Origin of the sequence: Amylibacter marinus, assembly GCF_030160015.1 — a bacterium.
Classification (GTDB): Bacteria; Pseudomonadota; Alphaproteobacteria; order Rhodobacterales; family Rhodobacteraceae; genus Amylibacter; species Amylibacter marinus.
Genome location: NZ_BSNN01000006.1, coordinates 70588 through 90657 on the forward strand (window position 1 = coordinate 70588; position 20070 = coordinate 90657).

Consider the following 20070-nt stretch of genomic DNA (forward strand, 5'->3'; position numbering starts at 1 on the left):
AAATCCCTTGCTTGGTTTTTCTGCTCTGATATAAGTTACAAGACCATAGCGGGGACACAATGGCACTATCTGCGAAACACCTTTTGGGAATCGAACATCTGTCCCCTGCGGATATTACCACGATTCTGGATCTGGCCGAACAATATGCGACCCTGAACCGCCAGGCTAACAAACACAGCAGTGCCCTAGCAGGCATGACTCAGATTAACATGTTTTTCGAAAACTCTACCCGTACATTGGCCTCTTTTGAATTGGCCGGCAAACGGTTGGGCGCAGATGTAATGAACATGGCGCTGGGGGCCTCTAGTATTAAAAAGGGCGAAACCCTGATCGATACTGCCATGACCTTGAACGCCATGAACCCAGACCTATTGGTGGTACGCCACCAACATTCGGGTGCGGTGGATTTGCTGTCGCAAAAGGTAAATTGCGCGGTGCTAAATGCCGGCGACGGCCGTCACGAGCACCCCACACAGGCGCTTCTTGATGCCCTAACCATTCGACGCGCCAAGGGCCGATTACACCGCCTAAACATAGCAATTTGCGGCGATATTGCCCACAGCCGTGTAGCGCGATCTAATATTTTCTTGCTGAACAAAATGGAGAATCGCATCCGCTTGGTCGGGCCACAGACCCTAATGCCCAGCGGTATCGATCAATTCGGGGTCGAGGTTTACCATGATATGACAGAGGGTCTGCGTGATGTGGATGTGGTGATGATGCTACGTTTGCAACGCGAGCGTATGGACGGCGCCTTTATTCCATCAGAACGAGAATACTATTACCGCTGGGGGCTAACATCGGAAAAGCTGCGCGCAGCCAAGAACGATGCAATCGTCATGCACCCCGGCCCGATGAACCGTGGCGTCGAAATTGATGGCGACATCGCCGATGATATCAACCGCTCGGTTATACAGGAACAGGTGGAAATGGGCGTGGCCGTGCGTATGGCCGCTATGGATCTGCTAGCACAGGGGCTGCGCGCACAGACGCCTGCGGCCGTTATGGCATGACACCAGCAATCCAAATGGGCTCTGCCCCCCCTGACGTTAGCCAAGCCACGCCACATGAGTGCCCGCATTTTGAAGGCATATTAGAAGAGGGCGAAGTATTCATTTGGCAGGGACGCCCCAAGACCGGAATCGTACTTTCATTTAATTACGTGCCCTTTGCGATCATTGGCCTGTTGTTTGCGGTTTTTGCTGCGCTGTGGATGATATCCACCTTTCAACGCGGCAGCCCCATTTGGATGTTTGGGATTATCCATTTCATTTTCGGGGTTCTGATATTGGTTTCCCCGTTTGTCTTTGCCCCGCGTAATCGCGCGCGTACCCGTTATGCGCTGACCAATCAACGGGCTTTGATCAGCAGCCATTCCCACATGTGCCAAATGCGCTTGCGCTCTTTCCCTATAACCAAGGATATGCCGATCGAGCTGAAAAAGGGGAAATACCCCAGTGTGTTCTTCGGCCCCGAGCTGTTTAGCGATCGCAGCATGCGCTCGCTGAATGGTCAGGCCAGTGGCACGCGAAAAATGGGATTCGAGCTGATTGACGAGGCACAAGAGGTCTATGATACCATGTGCGAAATTCAAGATAGGCTATCATGAATAAACCTGACCAAAACGTTGACGATATCACCGACGAACTGATCAAAGAAGCGCTGGAATACCCCCTGTCGGACACATGGCCCCCCGTTTTAATCGATAACGAACGCGTGCTGTTTAAAGGGCAGTTTTCACGCGCGGCATGGATACGGTGTAATGTCTCTGTGGTGTTGGCGATTCTTGGCTTCTTGATGATCGGGCTTTTCTACTCCGAGGCGGACCTAACCCAACGCACGGCAATTTATATCACCGCCCTGACCTTTGTGGGTATTGCGATCACATACCTGATTTATCGATCCCAAGAATGGGTGATCACGGATCGTGCCGTCTACATCACACACAGCCGCCCAGTTGATTTGCGCGCGGTGCTCAAGCTTGGCGGCTTTGGGGCGACGGTGCGTTTTGGCACACGCTTTGGAATGGGTACAAACCTTCTTGGGGTTGAGAATGCCTCTGATATTCGCGCCACCCTGACGGGAAGGAAAAACCCATGACCACCCTGACCAATGCCCGTCTGATAGATCCAGAAAACGGCACTGATGCAATCGGCACTGTCACACTGGGCGATGGTAAAATCAAGACCATCAACTATGACACCCCCCCTCCACAGGATGCAATAGATTGCGCAGGCAAATGCCTTGCCCCCGGCATTATCGATATCGGCGTAAAAATCTGTGAACCCGGCGAACGCCACAAAGAAAGCTTTGCCTCGGCTGGGGCGGCGGCGGCGGCGGGTGGTGTAACCACAATGGTCATCCGCCCTGATACAGAACCCGCCATCGATACACCGGAGCTGCTGGAATTCGTGCATCGCCGCGCTGTGGCGGATAGCATGGTTAATGTTTTGCCAATGGCCGCCCTTACGCTGGGTCGCGCAGGGCGCGAGATGGCCGAAATCGGGTTTCTATCCGATGCAGGTGCGGTGGCCTTTACCGATTGTGATGCCGTGATCACGGATAACAAGGTTTTTGCCCGTTGCCTGACCTATGCCAAGGGTTTGGATGCCCTGATCATTAGCCACGCCCAGGAACCGATGCTATCAAGCGGTGCCTCTGCCACATCTGGCGCCTTGGCCACCAAACTGGGCCTGCCCAGTGTTTCCACGATCGCAGAACGTATGCAGCTGCAACGCGACCTTGCGCTGATTGAGATGACCGGCGCGCGGGTGCATTTTGACCAGCTGTCCAGCCGCGTTGGGCTAAATGTGCTGGCTCGCGCCAAGGCCAAGGGCCTGCGCGTCACCGCCGGTGCGTCGATCCATCACCTAACCCTGAATGAAATGGATCTGGAGGGTTACCCTACATTTTTCAAGCTAAAGCCCCCCCTGCGCGCAGAAGACGACCGCGTGGCCTTGGCCAGCGCTGTCGCCAGTGGTGTGATCGATGTGATTTCCTCGATGCATACCCCCCAAGACGAAGAAAGTAAGCGCCTGCCCTTCGAGGCCGCCGCATCGGGTGCCGTGGCCATGGAAACTCTTCTACCCGCCGCTATGCAATTGGTTCACGGCGGATATCTGGATCTGCCGACGCTATGGCGTGCTTTGTCATTAAACCCTGCCAAGTTGCTGGGATTGGATGCAGGGCGCTTGGCGATTGGGGCCCCTGCGGATCTGATTTTGTTCGATCCGGACAAGCCTTTTGTGCTGGATCGCACCTTGTTGAAATCAAAATCAAAAAACACACCCTATGACGGGCGGCGCATGCAGGGGCAGGTTCTGCGCTCTTATGTTGCCGGACAGGAGATATATCGCGGATGACGACCACAACAGAGATTTTGATGCTGATACCCGTGGCAATTGCCGCCTATCTGCTAGGCTCAGTACCCTTTGGCATTGTGATCACCCGCGTTATGGGGTTGGGCAATTTACGCGATATCGGATCTGGCAATATCGGCACCACCAATGTCCTGCGCACCGGCAGTAAAACCGCCGCATTTTTGACGCTGATATTGGATGCTGGCAAGGGTGGCGTCGCCGTTCTAATCGCGCGGGCGCTATTTGGAGATATGGCGGCACAAATAGCGGCACTGGCCTCGTTTGTGGGGCATTGCTATCCTGTTTGGCTAAAATTTCAAGGCGGCAAAGGTGTGGCCACGTTTCTGGGTATTTTATTGGCGCTATTTTGGCCTGCGGGTATTGCCGCATGTCTAACCTGGCTGGTCACTGCATTGGCAACGCGGATTTCATCGTTATCCGCCCTTGTGGCCAGCGCCACTGCCAGCCTTTGGGCATGGGTTCTGGGCATGTCCAGCCTTGTTATATTGCTGAGTGTTTTCGCCCTATTAATTTGGTGGCGCCACCGCGAAAACATCCAACGCCTGTTGGCCGGCAAAGAGAGCAAAATCGGCGGGTAAACAGCACACGCATAGCGGTTCTTTTTGACAGCGCTAACATATTCATCGATAGTACGCCCATTACAGGAGCATTCATTCAACAACGGGGAACCCAAAAATGAATATGATCGAAGCAGTAAAATCAGTCCTTAATAATTATGCCAATTTCAATGGCCGCGCACCGCGCTCTGAATATTGGTGGTGGATATTAGCCCTCACAATCGTCAATTTCATCCTCTCTGGGCTGTTGCTTAGCTCAATGGATTTCAGCAATCTTGCCACCAGTCCAAATCCAGGACTTAGCAGCTTTATGAGCTTTGGTGGTATCTTGATGCTGGTATTCTATCTGGCGACAATCATCCCAACATTGGCCGTTGGCGCGCGCCGCTTGCACGATTCTGGCAAATCGGGTTGGCTACAACTAATCTACGTTCTGACAATCATCCCTCTGGTCGGGCTGATTGTTTTGATCGTAATGATTTATCTATTCACCCTAAAATCAGAAGAAGGCAGCAATAAATACGGCTAAGAGCCAATTGCATAGACCGATGGATTAAAGGCCGCCCTGCATTGGGCGGCCTTTTTAGTATTTATATGCGTCGTAAATGCGGCTTAGATCGCCACCCCATTCCCCGTGATATTTTTCCAGCAATTCATCCGCAGGCGCTTGGCCTGTTTCCACGCTTTCTTGGAGAGCATTTAGGAAATGTGTCTCGTCTGGTACCAATCCACCGGCACCGGCCCGTGCCCGCGCGGCCAATCCAGCATTTGAAAGCTCTAGCACCTGCGCGGCCAGATCCAACATCTTGATACCACCCACCTGCGCCTGTAGCCCATCAACCGATGCGGCAATCCGCATTTCTTCGCGGGTTTCCAACGACCAGCCCTTGCAAATATCCCATGCCGCATCTAGCGCAGCGCTGTCATACATCAACCCCACCCAGAATGCAGGTAATGCGCAAATGCGCCGCCACGGACCACCATCCGCGCCGCGCATTTCCATGTATTTTTTAATGCGGGCCTCTGGGAAACAGGTGGTTAGGTGATCTGCCCAGTCAGACATGGTCGGCGTTTCGCCGGGCAATGCGGGTAATTCACCCTTCAGGAAATCGCGGAAAGATTGGCCCAGCGCATCAAGGTATTTACCATCGCGGTACACAAAATACATCGGTACGTCCAAGGCATAGTCAACATAGCGCTGGAACCCCATGCCATCTTCGAAAAAGAACGGCAATGTGCCCGTGCGATCCGCATCCAGATCGCGCCAAATGCGCGAGCGCCACGATTTATGGCCATTAGGCTTGCCATCAAAGAACGGTGAATTGGCAAACAGGGCCGTAGCTACAGGTTGCAATGCCAATGCAACGCGCATCTTTTTCACCATGTCGGCCTCGGATGCGAAATCTAGGTTCACCTGAACCGTGCAGGTGCGATACATCATTTGGGTGCCATGAGTACCAACGCGCCCCATGTAATCGGTCATCAAACGATATCGCCCCTTAGGCATCATATCCATTTGCTCATGCGACCATTCAGGGGCCGCGCCCAGACCAATAAACCCAACGCCAATACGATCGGCCACCTCTTGCACCTCGCGCAGGTGGGTGTTCGCCTCGTCACAGGTCTCGTGGATGGATTCCAGTGGCGCACCAGACAGCTCTAGTTGCCCACCCGGCTCTAGGGATACATTGGCCCCATCTTTTTCCAGCCCGATAATATTGCCATCTTCATGCACAGGCGCCCAATTAAAGGTATCGCGCAACCCTTCCAGCATGGTTTGAACAGACCGCTCGCCCGCATAGGGCAGGGGCTTTCGAGTATCCTTACAATAGCCGAATTTTTCATGTTCGGTACCGATGCGCCATTCCGGTTTCGGCTTGCATCCGCTTTCTAAATACTCGGCCAATTGATCCATAGATTCAATCGGGCCACCGCCACTTTGGGGAATAGACATGGGCTGGCTCCTTCTTTGCTGAATTTGACACTGTCAAAGCGCTCCACCAGTTGCAAGCGGCCATGGCCGATTATTCAGAGTTTCTCCAAATTGTGAACACCGCATCAACCTCGCTGTTCATGGCCTGAATAACCATGGGATAATCCACCCCGTTTAACGCCGATAGCGCATCCACCAATCGATCCGCCCCTGTGGCACTGGCGGGAATCACCACCCGCGTACCTGCGCGATCCTTAAATTGCCAGAACACCTTGTCCGGTGCGCCATTTTGATCCGTGCGCGCTATTTGCACATCCACCAGATCATTGATCGACACCGGCCAGCCTTCGCCATTTAAAAAATATATGATTTGGCGTTCGTCAATTTCCACATGCCCAAAGGCAGCACCAAGCACCCGCATATGCCCGCGCCGATAGGCCCAATAGGTGCCAAACAGCGATATCACCGCCACCAGAGCATAGATGACCACCAGAACCCGCCCGCCCAGCGCGATGGCATTCCACACCAAATACAGCGCCAAAATCAACAACGGCAGGATCACAATCAATTCGCGCCACTTCATAAAGCTATCGCGCAATTCTGGGCGGATAAAGCTCATGCCCAGTCCCCCAAGGCCCTCTGCCACAACGCCAGCGCCGCCACCGCCGCAGTATCCGCGCGTAATATTCGCGGGCCAAGGCTGATGCTGGTGGCCTGTTCAAATCGCCGCAGGCGGCTTTGCTCTGCCTCGGAAAACCCGCCCTCGGGGCCAATAAGAATGGCCCATTTCCCCCTATGTTGATCCGATAGATCAGAGACCGGCTCGCCTACCTTACGTTCATCACAAAACAGTATCTGGCGGTCATCAGGCCAATGATCCAGCAGCGTAGAAAGGTTCTGAATATCCTCGACAGGGGGCACATAGGTGCCGCCGCATTGCTCGCTGGCCTCTACCGCATGGGCCTGTAGGCGCTCTTGGCGCATGCGGTCTGAATTGGTAAAATCCGTGCGCACTGGCAGAATGCGCGCAGCCCCCATCTCGGTGGCCTTTTCCACAATAAAATCTGTGCGCGCCTTTTTGATCGGCGCAAATACCAACCATAGATCGGGGGGGGATACCTGCAGGCCCGACTGGGTCTCGCAGATCAAAATTCCCTTGCGTTTGTTTGCCTCTGCAACGCGGGCCTGCCATTCGCCATCTTGGCCATTAAATACGGAGACAGAATCCCCCACCGACAGACGCATCACATTGAACAAATAATTCGCCTGATCTCGGTTCAGGATTAAAGATTGCCCTGCCCCCATCGGAGCGTCTAGAAAGAGTCGAATTTTTGCACGTTTATTCATGGGCAGACTCTATGACCGAAAACCACCAAACACCAGACCAATCAGGCCGTGTAGCGGATGCTGTTGATCACAATTGGGTGGATCGTTTTGCCCCCGTAAAGGCCCGCCCCTATCTGCGCCTGTCGCGCGCCGATCGTCCCGCTGGTACATGGCTGTTGCTGATTCCCTGTTGGTGGGCATTGACGCTGGCCTTGTTAGCAGATGGTGCCGCAATTAGCCCCTATCACCAATGGTTGTTTGTTGCATGCGCTTTGGGGGCCTTTTTGATGCGCGGTGCAGGATGTACATGGAACGACATCACCGATCGCCACCTAGACGCACAGGTGGCCCGCACAAAATCACGCCCCATACCATCGGGGCAGATCAGCGTAAAACGTGCGGCCCTCTGGATGGCTATTCAGACAGGTATTTCCGCTCTAATCCTGTTTTCGCTAAACAGCGCGGCCATCCTGTGGGGGATTGCTGCCCTGTTGCCCGTGGCAATCTACCCATTTGCAAAGCGGTTTACATGGTGGCCACAGGTTTTTTTGGGCGTGGCCTTTAATTGGGGCGCCTTGTTGATGTGGGTGGCCTATTTCGGCACCATCAGCTGGGCGGCGATACTTCTCTATTTGTCTGGCATCGCATGGACCTTGTTTTACGACACCATCTATGCCCACCAAGACAAAGAGGATGATGCCCTGATCGGCATAAAATCCACTGCGCGCCTGTTTCACAACAATACCAAAACATGGCTGTTCGGGTTTCTGGTGGCCATCACGGTTTTAATGGTACTGGCATTGATTGGCGCGGTTGGCGACCGGCTAAACATATTGGCGCTGGTTTTCGCCATCATGGGCATCTGGGCCTTTGGCATGCATATGATGTGGCAGTTGCGCAAATTGGATATTGATGACCCCGATATCTGTCTGAAGCTATTTCGCGCCAACCGAGATGCGGGATTCTTGCCTATTGCGGGCTTTGCCCTCGCTTATGCAGTTCAAATCAGTCTTGGCGGAGCTTGATAAAAATCAGCCAATACCCTAGCAACAAGAAACACGCAATCTAGAGACTCCTATGCACCGTACTGCTCTGCTCTTCGCATTAATTTGTTTTATCCTTGCCGCCGTTGGTGCCTATTTCGGCGCGATCCGCGCTGTGGATGTTTTCCAAGAGGCCACAGAGGCCGAACTGCGCCAGGCGTTGCTAATGTCAGACGAAGAATGGGTGCATCTGCGTGCCAAGGGGCTTCAGGTCAATCTAACCGGCCTTGCCCCAGACGAGGCTGCGCGCTTTCGCGTGCTACAGGTTATCGGCAAGTTCGTTGATCCTGGCCGTATCACCGACGATATTACCATCCTTCAGGCCAATGATATCGCCCCCCCTAAATTCAGCCTAGAGGTTCTGCGCAACGACGAGCGCATTTCGCTGATTGGTCTAGTGCCCAGCGACCATGGTCGCAGCCATATTCTAGACAATGTAGAAGATATCGCCCTCGATCTACACATCACCGATATGCTAGAGGAGGCCAGCTTTGCTGTGCCCACAAATTGGGAGAGCGCACTGGATTTCGGCATTTTTGGCCTGCAAAAGCTGAACCGCTCTAAGATCAGCATCACGCATAACAAGGTGATCATTTCAGCGGTTACAGAATCGCAAACCGAGAAACAGAGATACGAAAAGGAATTGGCGGATAACACCCCAGATGGGTTAGAGCTAGAGCTGCATATTTCCGCACCACGCCCTGTGATTTCACCCTTCACATTGCATTTCACGCTGGATGAAAATGGTGCCGAAATGGCCGCCTGTTCTGTGGATACGGAATTCAACAGCCTAAAAATCATGCGCGCTGCTCAGAAAATCGGCCTTGACCCAACCGCCACATGTGCCATCGGATTAGGTGTGCCAACCACCGAATGGGCCGAGGCCATCGTGCTGTCCCTGAATGCGGTCGGTAAACTGGGCGGCGGGGTTCTAACCTTCACTGATTCCGATATCTCGCTGATCGCCCAAGACGACGTCGACGAAGCCAGCTATGACCAAATCATCGGCGCCTTGGAAAATGACCTGCCCGAGCTATTCTCATTGGCCGCGGTTCTGCCGCCAAAACCGCTGATAGATGGTCAAACCGGCGACATTGTGATCCCGGAATTCACCGCCACCAAAAGCCCCGAAGGCCAAGTGCAATTGCGCGGGCGTATTTCCAGTGTCCCTGCGCGCAATTCTGTTCAGGCCTTTGCCAAGGCCCTGTTTGGCAGCGAAAACGTCTACGCACAGACCCGCATTGACGAAAACCTGCCCGATGGCTGGCCCCTACGGGTTTTGGGTGGCCTAGAGGCGCTGGCTGAATTGCACCATGGCACATTAATCGTCCAGCCAGAAACAATCCAAATTTCGGGCACAGGGGATTCGCCCTCGACCAAGGGTGCAATGTCCCGCATCCTATCCGTGCGCGTTGGAACCAAGGATAATTTCAAACTGTCAGTCGATTACGACGAACGCCTAGCCAAGCGCGACACCCCCCCAACACCCCAAGAGTGCGAAACCCAAATCGCCGAAATCCTTGCCAAATCCAAAATTGAATTTGACCCCGGGCGGGTGGATATCAAGGCAGATAGCTTAGCTGTAGTGGATCAGATAGCCAAAGTTCTGCGTCTTTGCCCCACCGCTGAATTTGAAATTCAGGGCCATACAGATAATTCAGGTAGCGAAGAGCTCAACCAAACGCTCAGCCAATCACGCGCCGATGCGGTGCTGTCGGCATTGCTAACCCGCCGTGTGCTCACATCGCGTATGATCGCCCGCGGATATGGCCCCAGCCAGCCCATCACAGATAACGCCAGCGAGGCATCGCGCGCCCAGAACCGCCGCATCAGCTTTGCGCTGATCACCCCCGTTGAACCCGCGAACCCAGCCCTGCTGGATGCCAGCGCCGATCCTGTGCCCAGCGCCAGCAACGCGCCTCAAGAACGCCCCAAACAGAAGGAAGCCGAAGAATGAACCGTGATGAACTAATTGGGGTGATCGCTATGGCGCTGTTTGGCGCCTTTATATTGGGATGGATGTTGCGTTGGGCCTACGGTGGGCTGAACCGTATCAATGCGTCCAACATGGGTGAAATCGATGATCTGGCCAACCGATTATACGAAATGGAACAGGCCAAGGACGTGGCCGAAGGCCGCCTGAAAGAGGTGGAATGGGAACTGAGCAACAAGGTATCCCAAGCCGAGGCTGAATTGGCCGCCGCAATGGAGGGCCTAGGTGCTGCGCGGCGCGAATGCGAAGACCTGCGCGCCCAACTAGACCAATAGCTACCAGCGCCGTAACGCACCCTCGTCGCTGTCTTTGGCATCCACCCATTGGGTGCCAGATTTGAAATGCTCTTTTTTCCAAAATGGGGCGCGGCTCTTCAAAAAGTCCATCATAAATTCAGCGGCCTGAAACGCATCCGCGCGGTGGGGTGCCGAGACGGCAACCATCATAATTTCCTCGCCCAGCGCCAACCGGCCGACACGGTGAATAATGCGCGTATCAATCAAATCCCAGCGTGCACGCGCCTCGGCCTCGATCGCCTCTAGGGCAGATTTCGTCATCGCGGGATAATGCTCTAATTCCAGCGCCACCAAATCATCGCCACCGCGCACAATACCGGTAAAGTTTACCAAGGCCCCCGCGCGGGTATCTTTGCGCATTTCACCCAGTTCTGCGCCAATATCAAAGGCATCCACCTGAACCGAGACCGCCATGTCAGCCCCCAGTCATGGGTGGGAAAAACGCAACCTCTTGGCCATCTGCAAGGGCAGACGAAAATTCGCAAAGCTCTTGATTTATGGCCACCCGTACCGCGGTGGTATCACTGAACGCTAGATCATAACGGGCATCGCGCGCGCGCAATTCTGTAATTAGTTCGGCCACTGTTTTGGCATCTGTCTCAACGGTCTCGCTGGGCAAATCTATGCGCTCGCGCACCCATGCAAAATATACCAAATTCAAACGCATTACGCAGCACCGCGCAGATAGGGCATCGCCTTACGCAGGTAATCCATCCCCGTGATAAAGGTTAGCGCCCCCGCCACCCAAAGGAAGGCAATCCCCCCCCAGTAAGACAGGTACATAAGATTATATTTTAGCTTCAATCCAACCACGTCTTCTTCGGTGCCATCCAGAATGGCACCTACCAATTGGCCATCCATGCCAATGGTCGATGCCCCAAAATTATGCTCGAATATACCGTATGAAAACAGAATAGAGACGGAAATCATCTGCGCCGCGGTCTTAAACTTGGCCAATTTCGTCACCTGTAACTCACCCGCCTTATCTCCCAAAAACTCGCGTAGGCCGGAAACGAAAACCTCGCGCAGCAGGATCAGAATCGCCGGCACCATGATCAGCGGGTTTAGGCCAAACAGGCTACCAATTACCAGAAAAGCCAAGACCACCATGGCCTTATCCGCGATGGGATCCAACATGCGGCCAAAGTTGCTAACTTGGTTCCATTTGCGCGCCAAATACCCATCCAGATAATCCGTAAAGGCCGCGCCAATAAAGAGGATCATCGCCAGCCAATCGGCAACAGGGCGTTGAAAGAACAGAAAAACCAATACAACCGCAGGGGCAGCCAACATGCGAAAGGTGGTCAAAATATTCGGAATGTTCCAGCGCATAGCGCACCTCTTTGTTTTGTTACCCTAGGCATACTGTAGAATTTAACCCTTGTCATGGAAGAAGTCATAGATCACCCGTGCCAATGCGTCTGATAATCCATCTACCGCCTTTAGATCACGCAATGATGCGCGTGTTGCCGCCTTGGCGGATCCGAAATGCGCCAGAATCGCGCGCTTGCGCGCGGCACCCACCCCTGGGATTTCATCAAGGGGCGATGCGGTCAACGCCTTGGCGCGTTTGTTGCGGTGGGTGGTGATGGCAAATCGGTGCGCCTCGTCGCGCAGACGTTGTATAAAATACAACACCGGATCATTGCGCCGCAATGCAAAGGGGCGCGCGCCCATGCGATGAAATTCCTCGTTACCCGCATTGCGATCTACCCCCTTGGCCACCCCAACAAAAGGCACATCCGTGACCCCCAACTCTGCCAAAATCTCGGCCACTGCCGAAATTTGCCCCTGACCACCATCAATCAGCAACAGATCGGGCCAGTTTTCGCTCTGGCGATCTGGGTCTTCCTTGATCAAAGATTTAAAGCGGCGCTCTAGCACCTCTTTCATCATGCCAAAATCATCCCCAGGGGTGGTCTCGGGGTTCTTGATGTTAAATTTTCGATAGGCGGATTTCATGAACCCATCTGGGCCAGATACAATCATCGCCCCCACTGCATGCGCGCCTTGAATATGCGAATTATCAAAGACCTCTACGCGGCGCGGCGCCTCTTCTAAATCCAGCGCATCAGCCAATCCCTGCAACAGCTTGTTTTGCGCCGCACTCTCAGACAGTTTGCGCGCTAAGGTTTCTCGTGCATTGCGGTGCGCGCCCTCTACTAACTCTGCCCGCTCGCCACGCTTTGGGTGGGCAATTTCCACCTTTGACCCGCGCTTGTCTCCAAGGGCATTTAGCAAAAGATCCTCGTTTGAGATGTCGCCCGAGACCAAAATCAGCTTGGGCGGGGTTTTGTTATCATAAAATTGCGCAATAAAATTTTCTAGTATTTCAGGATCATCCGCCCCCACACCCGAGCGCGGGAAATAGGCACGGTTGCCCCAATTTTGATTGGCGCGAATAAAGAACACTTGGATACAGGCCTGATCGCCTTCGGAATGTAGGGCGATCACATCGGCCTCGGGCACCGTTTGGGGATTAATACCTTGGGTTGATTGTACCTGTGTAAGGGCGCGAATGCGGTCGCGCAGGCCCGCCGCGCGCTCGTATTCCATATTCTGTGATGCCTCGCTCATTTCTGCGGCCAAGCTCTGCTGAATATCACTGTTACGCCCGCGCAGGAAATCACGCGCATCCGATACCAATTTGTCGTAATCCTCTGCTGAAATTTTTCCCGTACAGGGCCCCGCACAGCGCGCGATCTGATATTGCAAACAGGGCCGTGTACGCCCGGCAAACATATTGTCGCTACAGTTGCGCAACAGGAATATTTTCTGCAGTTGATTCAGCGTGCGGTTCACAGCCCCCGCCGATGCAAAGGGGCCGAAAAATTCATGCTCTTTCGATCTGCGTCCGCGATGCTTGGTCAACATCGGAAACTCGTGATCCCCGGTCAGCATAATATAGGGGAAACTTTTGTCATCGCGCAGCAATACATTATAGCGCGGCTTTAATTGCTTGATCAGGTTCTGCTCTAGCAGCAATGCCTCGGTCTCTGTTTTTGTGGTCAGAAACATCATAGAGCTGGTTGCCGTGATCATCCGCCCAATACGCGCGGAATGCCCTGTGAGCTTGGCATAATTAGAGACGCGGCGCTTTAGGTTGCGGGCCTTGCCCACATAAAGCACCGCCCCCTGCTCATCTAACATCCGGTATACACCGGGGCTACCATCCAATGTCTTCAGATAGGATTTGACAACCAAATGGCCTTTGGTCGGCACAGGATTTTCGATTTCTTCGCTCATATGTTCTTTTATCTGATTCTACTGGGGCGGTCAGGTTTTCCGACAATTAACAAGGATTAACCTATCCACGATACCTGTGGATAACTCTGCGGATAACTCAAGATTAAGCCCTTTTTTTCGTTTGTTTTGGCAGGGTTCTGTGGTTTGCCTATTTTGTGGGCACATTTCAACCCCTTGATTTCAAAGGGAAAAAATATACAATTTTACAAGACTTTGATTTTATTGACTTTTTCGTAATGAATTGTGAACTTTCTGTTACACAGTGGACAAAGCACACCATATCTTACAATTTAAACGCTAGTTTTCCTCGATCCCCATCACATCCGCTGTTTACCAAGCCAGATGTTGCCCACCATCTACACAGATCAATTGCCCCGTTACCGCAGGGGCATCCAAAAAGAAATTCATCGCACCGATAATATCCCCCACATCCGCACCACGTTTCAGCGGCGTGCTCTGACGCTGGCGTGCAAAATGCTCTGGAGGTTGCCCCGCCGCAAGCGTGATTGCCCTGCCGCCGGCCCGTTCAATTATTGATTTGGTCTCGGCCGCCCCGGATGCATTTGTGGAATAATGCACCGCCACCGGTATTTCGCGCGCGGCCAAGGCCACCGCCATGGCACGGCCCTGCCGATCGCCACCGCCTGTTATCAATGCCCCCGAATAATTCATCCCGCCCCTAGGTTAATAGAACCACAACATAGGCACCATAACACACAAGGAATACCATGCCCCAAATTCTGGATAAGGGAATCTGTTTTATTATAAATGGCGCCAATACCAACGAAGAGGCCAACATAACCCATAGATCAAATTGGAAAAACGCGCTTGGAACCGGCATTGGGCCAAACAGGCTGGCGACACCCACAATGCCCAGCAGATTAAATATGTTCGAACCCAAGACATTGCCAATTGCCACATCGCCCTCTTTGCGCAGCGCAGCCATAACCGTTGTGGCCAATTCCGGCAGAGAGGTTCCCAGCGCAACCAGCGTCAGCCCAATAATCTCCTCTGGCACATGAAAGGCCCGCGAAATATTTACAGCCCCGTCAACCAACAACCCAGCCCCCAGTGGCAAGCTAACCAAACCAGCAATCAAAAAACCCAGCATCTTCCACGTGGGGATATTGGTCTCGCCGACCTCGGATTCCAGCTCGGCCAGTTTGCTCCGCGAAGACATGGCGGCACGATAGCTCGTGTACAAAATACTCGCCAAGCCCAGCAACATCACGACACCCTGCCAACGCCCGATCGGGCTGGTATAGGTCAAAACAATAAATGCCACCGTGGCCAGCATCATATAGATGAAGTTTTGCACACTATCGCGATCCTTCACCGACAAACCAAAGAGTAGCGCAGGCACCCCCAGCACCAGCAGAACATTCGCGGTATTCGAACCAACAACATTACCCAATGCCAATTCAGGAACCCCGTCAAAACCAGCCTTGATTGCAATCAGCAGTTCCGGAGCCGAGGTTCCAAAGGCAACAACAGTCAAACTAACGATCAACGTCGGTATGCCCAGGCGCGCCGCCAAGGCAACGGCACCGCGCACCAACACATCACCACCGATCAATAATATCACCAAGCCGGCAACTACAAACAGCCAATCCATCACTTATTCTTCCCCGATTTATTTTGGCAACTGCATTTCACCCCATCAAAAAGATAGCTGTCGCAGATTTTGCATTTCCTAGTTTGATTGATTTTCGATAATTTACCCATCTTGGGCAGCTTAGGCAGCCGAAGTTTGCCAAAAACACCCAACACCATGATGAAAATCAAAAAAATCAGTACTACTTTTGACATCGCTACATCCCAAACCTTGCCCATTGAGCACGTTCTTCAACCGAGCCAAGAACCCCGTCCGCCATGCTCAGGCCAAATCTCGAAAGAAAGGATTTCTTTTGGCCCAGCACATTGAACTTGGATTTATCACCAAATTTTTCTTTTAGGGTCGGCACCAAATGGCCAATACCATCGGCCAAACCCTTGTCTATACCAGCCTGTCCAACCCAGATTTCGCCGGTGAACAAATCTTCATCCACCAAGCGCCCCGCACGACATGTCTTTACATGGGTGATAAAGTTCTGATGAATCGCGCGCTGCAATTCTTTTATCCGCGCCACATCTTCTGGACCTTGCTCTTTAAACGGATCACCAAAGCTCTTGTTTTCGCCTGCTGTATGCACCCGCCGCTCGATCCCATACTTGGCCATCATCTCTGGAAAGCCAAAGGAGGCAGAAATAACCCCGATTGATCCGATGATCGAGCTATCATCCAAATAAATCTCATCCGCACTACAGGCCAACCAATACCCACCAGAGGCCGCCACATCCTCGCAGAATGCGTACACCGGCACACCAGTTTCGGTGGCCAGGCGGCGAATGCGCGCGCCAATCAGCGAGGATTGCACAGGCGAGCCGCCCGGCGAATTTATCGCCAATGCCACCGCACGGGGTTTGCCCTTGTGAAAGGCCTTGTGCAGAAGACCCGCCATATGCGAATCGTTTAAACCCGGCCCATTAAAACGCCCGCCACCGCCGATGACCCCATCAAGGCGGACAACGTTTATCAGTGCTTTGCGGTTTCCAAAGGGTAATTTCATAGCCATAAATACTAGATAGGTTCTCTGCGCTATGCGGGCAAGCGGTTAGCGAGGATTTCGGAAAATATTCTAGATTTCCGGTTTTTTACGAGTTCATTAATCAAATCCTGAATAGATAGTACAAGCACGTTATTCCTAGATCAAAAAAAACGCTTTGCGCTTTTCAGATAATTTTAAAACGACTACTATAACTTTAGATAATACTCTATTCGATCCATATTATTTACCTCGAAGGCTAGGACCATGTATCAAATACTAATTGCAGACGACAACAAAGATTTCGCAGATTACCTCGCCACGATCGCACGTGGTCAGGGGTGGATACCCAAGACTTGTTCCGATGGAATCGAACTAAACGAAATTCTAAACGACTGCACAGAACCCGTTCTGTTGATGGTGGACATCAATATGCCACGCATGAATGGCCTAGAGGCAATCGACGGCATCAGCACCTATGATTTCCCGCTTCGGGTGCGCTTCATGACCGGGGGCGGAGACACATCGATGATCGCCGCTAAAATGATCGCAAATGCGCGGGATGTTCCGGTGGGGCGTAATGTCTATAAACCGATCGCCAAGGATTCCTTTATCAGCCTGCTCAGCGCTGAAATGGCCGAGCTAGAACGCGCCGCGCCCCAAGCCTAACTTGGCGCTAGTGCGCGCTGCAATGCTGCCAACAGGTCTTGGCGTGCAACTGGTTTGGTTAACCGTATGTGGCCCAATGATTGCAAATCTTTCTCATCACCCATGTTGGCATACCCAGACATAAATACCACCTTCAGCGATGGGCGCAATTTACACAACCGCAGCGCCAGGCTGCTGCCTTGTAACGCCCCCGGCATGACCATGTCGCTCAACAACAAATCAAATTGATCGTCTTCTTGAAACAGTCTGGCTGCTTCATCCCCTGATTTGGCACCGGACACCCGATACCCCGCATTGGCCAATGTAGCCATCAGCACATCCAGAACCTCTTGCTGATCTTCCACAATCAATATCCGCTGGCCTGTGGCCGGTGGCGGCGTTTTGCGCTCCTCATTTGTACATTCGGAATGCGAAAGATCATCTAGCGCATCAAAAAACAACCGCATCGTGGTACCCAGATTAGGCTCGCTATCGATCAACATGTGACCGCCTGATTGCTTCATAAACCCTTCGATCATCGACAATCCCAGCCCCGAACCATCTCCGGTTGGTTTGGTCGTATAGAACGGTTCTGTTATCTTTGGCAAATCCTCTGCGGAAATACCCTCCCCCGTATCGGTAACTGACAGCATCACATATTTGCCGGGTTTCAGAACCTGATCACGACAATCCGTAAGGGGCTTATCCAGATGGAAGTTCCCCGTTGAAATCGTCAGCTTTCCACCATCGGGCATCGCATCTCGCCCGTTCAACATTAGATTAAGCAGCGCGCTTTGCGTCGCCGCCGCATCGGCCTCGATACACCACAAACCTTGGCGAAGGTTGGTTTCTACATCGATGTTTGCGGGCAATGTCCGCCCGATCCAGTTGCGCGATTCCTCGACCAACTCGTTCAAATGTACCATTTGCGGCGATAGGGGGGCCTTGCGTGCAAAGGCCAACATGTTGCGCGTAAGATCAGCTCCGCGTTTGCTGGCGCGGATTCCTGCATCAATCATATGCAGATGCTCATCGGTTCTAACCTCATCACGTAACAATTCCAGATTACCCATAATAACCGCCAAAAGGTTGTTGAAATCATGTGCAGCACCACCAGTCAGCTGGCCCAAGGCCTCGTGCTTTTGGGTTTGGTGTGCTTCTTCACGCCGCTGGATCAACTCTTGATTGCGCTCAATCTGCAATGTGGCATCATTGATCATCCCATACCATTCTATCGACCCATCGGCCAATTTGATCGGCTTGGCGCGCCCGTCTAGCCACTTGCTCTGACCAGAGCGCGTTCTGATTGACCAGCTGGCCTGCCATGGTCGCAAATTATGTGCCGCCGAGGCTATTTCACGGCGCAGCGCTTTTATTTGAATAGGGTCGTCCCCATCACACAGCACAGTCAGGCGCTCTTCCTCGATCTCTTGCCCACTGCGGCCCCATATTTCTAGACAGGCCTCTTTGTTAATGATCCGTAGCCTGTTGTTCTGCCCTCCCAGCGCATCCTCCTCATCCCACATGGTATAGGTAAATGCGACACCAGGCAGATTAGACAAAACCCCCTGCATGTTGCTGCGTGCTCGAGACAGCTCGCCACTGGTTCGTGCTTCCGATACCCCGATCCAATTCAAACAGATAACCGCAAAGATCAAGGCAACTGCGATAGCCCCATATATCATCCGCGCCTTTCGCATATCTACCGGATTTGCTTGCCAGCCAAATGTCGGGCGCATCATCAACGTAAACACGCCACTTGGGTTGACGATGTTTACCACCTCGGGCGGTATGGCGCTGTCATTGGTCCAATTTTGCGGAATATTAGGCAGGGTCTCGTTACGATGATGCGCGAAAACATGACACTCTAGCTGTATCGCCGGATCACCGTCGGCCTGTTCTGGCAAAAGTAAGTCTATTTCAGAAATGAAGTAGACAACACCGTAGCTGGTGATTCCGTTTTCCTTTGTAATCATCAAGGGGACGCGAATGTGTATTACCGCGATATGCCCGTCGATAATTTCATTGCGCCCCAAGACAGGAAATCCCTGCATCAATTCATCTTCAAGTGTAGTTTCACCGTCGTTAAAACGCATTAACGGATTGGTTCCAATGATCCCCGTTGCATCTTGCTCTGGCCAGACGAGGGCGGTTCTAAATTCTGGCGCGTATTCTATACGCATGTACCGTCCGGCGGTTGGCTTTGTTTCTGATACCAGCGTCTCAAGGCGATCTTGGGTTAGATCGTCAATTTCCTTGATCCTGATCGTCAAATTGCGCGCTTCTGTTAGCAACGCTTTGGTTTCTTCGGCCAACTGAGACTGCATCTGCAACAATTGTTTTTGCACCGCGTTGCGTTTCTCTTGGACAACCATCTGTGCGTGGTGCTTGTCCATATGTAACAGTGTAATAATTACAATAACTGCACAAATCAAAGAGGGAAAAAACCGCATAAAATTGCCTTGAGAATGCTTGGGTATTTCAACAGCCTAGCATGGGTTTCCAAATTAGCAATGATTTGAAAAATCTCTGTGTGACCGCGCCTATTGTGGCTTGGTCTATTGGTTGCGGGAGTAGGATTTGAACCTACGACCTTCAGGTTATGAGCCTGACGAGCTACCGGGCTGCTCCATCCCGCGACAGTAGATGCGCCTGATGTAGCGCCCTTGGTCCGAGTCTACAATGGCTAATTTACATTTTTGTCACTTTATTTTCATAGGCCACGAGATTTGATATTTGTTCGCCTTCAATGCCCGAATCCGATCCTTGGGTTGATTAGGTTCAACCCCAAATGTAAGCGGTAAATCTGCCTAGAATCGCTAGTATACTATGAACCCACTGGTTTTTTGCTTCCATTGTTCGAGTATTTTTTTGACGCTGTGTTTGCTGTATTTGGTTACTGTTGATCTGCTGATATCGTGGCGTTTGTTTTATCCAGACAGCTTACGCTACTTTCTCGATTTCACGGCATTTCCGACAGACATAAAAAAAGGCCGCCGTGATTGGCGGCCGTTTTATAAGTACATACGTTTGAGAGTGTCTTTAATCTTTACTAGGTTTGGC

21 protein-coding genes and 1 tRNA gene are annotated in these 20070 nt (G+C 52.5%); 10 read left to right on the plus strand and 12 right to left on the minus strand.

Annotated elements, in window-relative coordinates:
• The first annotated feature begins 59 nt into the window (after positions 1-59).
• From QQL62_RS11070 to QQL62_RS11095, 6 genes are all read left to right on the plus strand, one after another.
• Positions 60-1013 carry an aspartate carbamoyltransferase catalytic subunit gene (locus tag QQL62_RS11070; protein ID WP_284379032.1) on the plus strand — a complete coding sequence of 318 codons (954 nt, stop codon included), beginning with the start codon at positions 60-62 and terminating at the stop codon, positions 1011-1013.
• Positions 1010-1609, plus strand: coding sequence for a hypothetical protein (locus tag QQL62_RS11075; RefSeq protein ID WP_284379036.1), 600 nt, complete (start codon positions 1010-1012; stop codon positions 1607-1609). The genes QQL62_RS11070 and QQL62_RS11075 overlap by 4 nt, the downstream gene beginning before the upstream one ends.
• Complete coding sequence (locus tag QQL62_RS11080; protein ID WP_284379038.1) at positions 1606-2100, plus strand: hypothetical protein; 495 nt, start codon at positions 1606-1608, stop codon at positions 2098-2100. The genes QQL62_RS11075 and QQL62_RS11080 overlap by 4 nt, the downstream gene beginning before the upstream one ends.
• On the plus strand, positions 2097-3362 hold the full coding sequence (gene pyrC / locus QQL62_RS11085; RefSeq protein ID WP_284379040.1) for a dihydroorotase: 1266 nt from the start codon (positions 2097-2099) through the stop codon (positions 3360-3362). The genes QQL62_RS11080 and pyrC overlap by 4 nt, the downstream gene beginning before the upstream one ends.
• A complete protein-coding gene (gene plsY, locus QQL62_RS11090) occupies positions 3359-3958 on the plus strand; it encodes a glycerol-3-phosphate 1-O-acyltransferase PlsY (protein ID WP_284379042.1) in 600 nt (199 codons plus the stop codon). Before pyrC ends, plsY begins: the two co-directional genes overlap by 4 nt.
• 97 nt (positions 3959-4055) lie before the next feature.
• Positions 4056-4466, plus strand: coding sequence for a DUF805 domain-containing protein (locus tag QQL62_RS11095; protein WP_284379044.1), 411 nt, complete (start codon positions 4056-4058; stop codon positions 4464-4466).
• Between the two features lie 54 nt (positions 4467-4520).
• Here QQL62_RS11095 and QQL62_RS11100 read toward each other — a convergent pair whose 3' ends face one another.
• From QQL62_RS11100 to QQL62_RS11110, 3 genes are all read right to left on the minus strand, one after another.
• Positions 4521-5891: a glutamate--cysteine ligase gene (locus QQL62_RS11100; protein WP_284379048.1), complete on the minus strand. Its 1371-nt coding sequence runs from the start codon at positions 5889-5891 to the stop codon at positions 4521-4523.
• Positions 5892-5961: 70 nt separating this feature from the next.
• On the minus strand, positions 5962-6489 hold the full coding sequence (locus tag QQL62_RS11105) for a hypothetical protein (protein ID WP_284379051.1): 528 nt from the start codon (positions 6487-6489) through the stop codon (positions 5962-5964).
• Positions 6486-7217, minus strand: coding sequence for a 16S rRNA (uracil(1498)-N(3))-methyltransferase (locus QQL62_RS11110; RefSeq protein ID WP_284379054.1), 732 nt, complete (start codon positions 7215-7217; stop codon positions 6486-6488). The genes QQL62_RS11105 and QQL62_RS11110 overlap by 4 nt, the downstream gene beginning before the upstream one ends.
• An 11-nt stretch (positions 7218-7228) precedes the next feature.
• Here QQL62_RS11110 and ubiA point away from each other — a divergent pair, with 11 nt between their 5' ends.
• From ubiA to QQL62_RS11125, 3 genes are read left to right on the plus strand one after another with little or no spacing between them, the layout of a single operon-like run.
• Positions 7229-8221, plus strand: a complete 993-nt coding sequence (ubiA, locus tag QQL62_RS11115) for a 4-hydroxybenzoate octaprenyltransferase (RefSeq protein ID WP_284379056.1) — start codon at positions 7229-7231, stop codon at positions 8219-8221.
• 52 nt (positions 8222-8273) lie between these two features.
• Entirely contained in the window at positions 8274-10196 is a 1923-nt protein-coding gene (locus QQL62_RS11120) for an OmpA family protein (protein WP_284379058.1), read from the plus strand.
• Entirely contained in the window at positions 10193-10507 is a 315-nt protein-coding gene (locus tag QQL62_RS11125; protein WP_284379061.1) for a hypothetical protein, read from the plus strand. Before QQL62_RS11120 ends, QQL62_RS11125 begins: the two co-directional genes overlap by 4 nt.
• Here QQL62_RS11125 and QQL62_RS11130 read toward each other — a convergent pair whose 3' ends face one another.
• From QQL62_RS11130 to QQL62_RS11160, 7 genes are all read right to left on the minus strand, one after another.
• Positions 10508-10942 carry a molybdenum cofactor biosynthesis protein MoaE gene (locus QQL62_RS11130; protein WP_284379064.1) on the minus strand — a complete coding sequence of 145 codons (435 nt, stop codon included), beginning with the start codon at positions 10940-10942 and terminating at the stop codon, positions 10508-10510.
• A gap of 1 nt (position 10943) precedes the next feature.
• Complete coding sequence (gene moaD / locus QQL62_RS11135) at positions 10944-11195, minus strand: molybdopterin converting factor subunit 1 (RefSeq protein ID WP_284379067.1); 252 nt, start codon at positions 11193-11195, stop codon at positions 10944-10946.
• Complete coding sequence (pgsA, locus tag QQL62_RS11140) at positions 11195-11860, minus strand: CDP-diacylglycerol--glycerol-3-phosphate 3-phosphatidyltransferase (RefSeq protein WP_284379070.1); 666 nt, start codon at positions 11858-11860, stop codon at positions 11195-11197. The genes moaD and pgsA overlap by 1 nt, the downstream gene beginning before the upstream one ends.
• Before the next feature lie 42 nt (positions 11861-11902).
• Positions 11903-13774, minus strand: coding sequence for an excinuclease ABC subunit UvrC (gene uvrC / locus QQL62_RS11145; protein ID WP_284379073.1), 1872 nt, complete (start codon positions 13772-13774; stop codon positions 11903-11905).
• A 330-nt stretch (positions 13775-14104) separates the two neighbouring features.
• Positions 14105-14446, minus strand: coding sequence for an SDR family oxidoreductase (locus QQL62_RS13495; RefSeq protein ID WP_431355767.1), 342 nt, complete (start codon positions 14444-14446; stop codon positions 14105-14107).
• Positions 14447-14453: 7 nt separating this feature from the next.
• Positions 14454-15389 carry a calcium/sodium antiporter gene (locus QQL62_RS11155; RefSeq protein ID WP_284379079.1) on the minus strand — a complete coding sequence of 312 codons (936 nt, stop codon included), beginning with the start codon at positions 15387-15389 and terminating at the stop codon, positions 14454-14456.
• Between the two features lie 196 nt (positions 15390-15585).
• Positions 15586-16389, minus strand: coding sequence for a S49 family peptidase (locus QQL62_RS11160; protein WP_284379081.1), 804 nt, complete (start codon positions 16387-16389; stop codon positions 15586-15588).
• A gap of 237 nt (positions 16390-16626) precedes the next feature.
• Between QQL62_RS11160 and QQL62_RS11165 the strand changes: the two genes are divergently transcribed.
• Positions 16627-17028 (plus strand): response regulator, encoded by a 402-nt coding sequence (locus tag QQL62_RS11165; protein ID WP_284379084.1) that lies wholly within the window; start codon positions 16627-16629, stop codon positions 17026-17028.
• On the opposite strand, the gene QQL62_RS11170 is transcribed toward QQL62_RS11165, so the two are convergent.
• Both QQL62_RS11170 and QQL62_RS11175 read right to left on the minus strand, forming a co-directional pair.
• Positions 17025-19460, minus strand: a complete 2436-nt coding sequence (locus tag QQL62_RS11170) for an ATP-binding protein (protein WP_284379087.1) — start codon at positions 19458-19460, stop codon at positions 17025-17027. The two genes, QQL62_RS11165 and QQL62_RS11170, sit on opposite strands and share 4 nt — an antisense overlap.
• A gap of 109 nt (positions 19461-19569) precedes the next feature.
• A tRNA-Met gene (locus QQL62_RS11175) sits at positions 19570-19646 on the minus strand.
• Positions 19647-20070 lie beyond the last annotated feature (424 nt).

What these genes read in the sequence shown, in the direction of transcription:
- QQL62_RS11165 (WP_284379084.1), top strand. Translation starts at nt 16,627, where the DNA reads ATGTATCAAATACTAATTGCAGACGACAACAAAGATTTCGCAGATTAC.
- QQL62_RS11110 (WP_284379054.1), bottom strand. Translation starts at nt 7,217, where the DNA reads ATGAATAAACGTGCAAAAATTCGACTCTTTCTAGACGCTCCGATGGGG.
- pyrC (WP_284379040.1), top strand. Translation starts at nt 2,097, where the DNA reads ATGACCACCCTGACCAATGCCCGTCTGATAGATCCAGAAAACGGCACT.
- moaD (WP_284379067.1), bottom strand. Translation starts at nt 11,195, where the DNA reads ATGCGTTTGAATTTGGTATATTTTGCATGGGTGCGCGAGCGCATAGAT.
- QQL62_RS11125 (WP_284379061.1), top strand. Translation starts at nt 10,193, where the DNA reads ATGAACCGTGATGAACTAATTGGGGTGATCGCTATGGCGCTGTTTGGC.
- plsY (WP_284379042.1), top strand. Translation starts at nt 3,359, where the DNA reads ATGACGACCACAACAGAGATTTTGATGCTGATACCCGTGGCAATTGCC.
- QQL62_RS11130 (WP_284379064.1), bottom strand. Translation starts at nt 10,942, where the DNA reads ATGGCGGTCTCGGTTCAGGTGGATGCCTTTGATATTGGCGCAGAACTG.
- ubiA (WP_284379056.1), top strand. Translation starts at nt 7,229, where the DNA reads ATGACCGAAAACCACCAAACACCAGACCAATCAGGCCGTGTAGCGGAT.
- QQL62_RS11160 (WP_284379081.1), bottom strand. Translation starts at nt 16,389, where the DNA reads ATGGCTATGAAATTACCCTTTGGAAACCGCAAAGCACTGATAAACGTT.
- QQL62_RS11170 (WP_284379087.1), bottom strand. Translation starts at nt 19,460, where the DNA reads ATGCGGTTTTTTCCCTCTTTGATTTGTGCAGTTATTGTAATTATTACA.
- QQL62_RS11075 (WP_284379036.1), top strand. Translation starts at nt 1,010, where the DNA reads ATGACACCAGCAATCCAAATGGGCTCTGCCCCCCCTGACGTTAGCCAA.
- QQL62_RS11155 (WP_284379079.1), bottom strand. Translation starts at nt 15,389, where the DNA reads ATGGATTGGCTGTTTGTAGTTGCCGGCTTGGTGATATTATTGATCGGT.
- QQL62_RS11095 (WP_284379044.1), top strand. Translation starts at nt 4,056, where the DNA reads ATGAATATGATCGAAGCAGTAAAATCAGTCCTTAATAATTATGCCAAT.
- QQL62_RS11080 (WP_284379038.1), top strand. Translation starts at nt 1,606, where the DNA reads ATGAATAAACCTGACCAAAACGTTGACGATATCACCGACGAACTGATC.
- QQL62_RS11120 (WP_284379058.1), top strand. Translation starts at nt 8,274, where the DNA reads ATGCACCGTACTGCTCTGCTCTTCGCATTAATTTGTTTTATCCTTGCC.
- QQL62_RS11105 (WP_284379051.1), bottom strand. Translation starts at nt 6,489, where the DNA reads ATGAGCTTTATCCGCCCAGAATTGCGCGATAGCTTTATGAAGTGGCGC.
- QQL62_RS11100 (WP_284379048.1), bottom strand. Translation starts at nt 5,891, where the DNA reads ATGTCTATTCCCCAAAGTGGCGGTGGCCCGATTGAATCTATGGATCAA.
- QQL62_RS11070 (WP_284379032.1), top strand. Translation starts at nt 60, where the DNA reads ATGGCACTATCTGCGAAACACCTTTTGGGAATCGAACATCTGTCCCCT.
- uvrC (WP_284379073.1), bottom strand. Translation starts at nt 13,774, where the DNA reads ATGAGCGAAGAAATCGAAAATCCTGTGCCGACCAAAGGCCATTTGGTT.
- pgsA (WP_284379070.1), bottom strand. Translation starts at nt 11,860, where the DNA reads ATGCGCTGGAACATTCCGAATATTTTGACCACCTTTCGCATGTTGGCT.
- QQL62_RS13495 (WP_431355767.1), bottom strand. Translation starts at nt 14,446, where the DNA reads ATGAATTATTCGGGGGCATTGATAACAGGCGGTGGCGATCGGCAGGGC.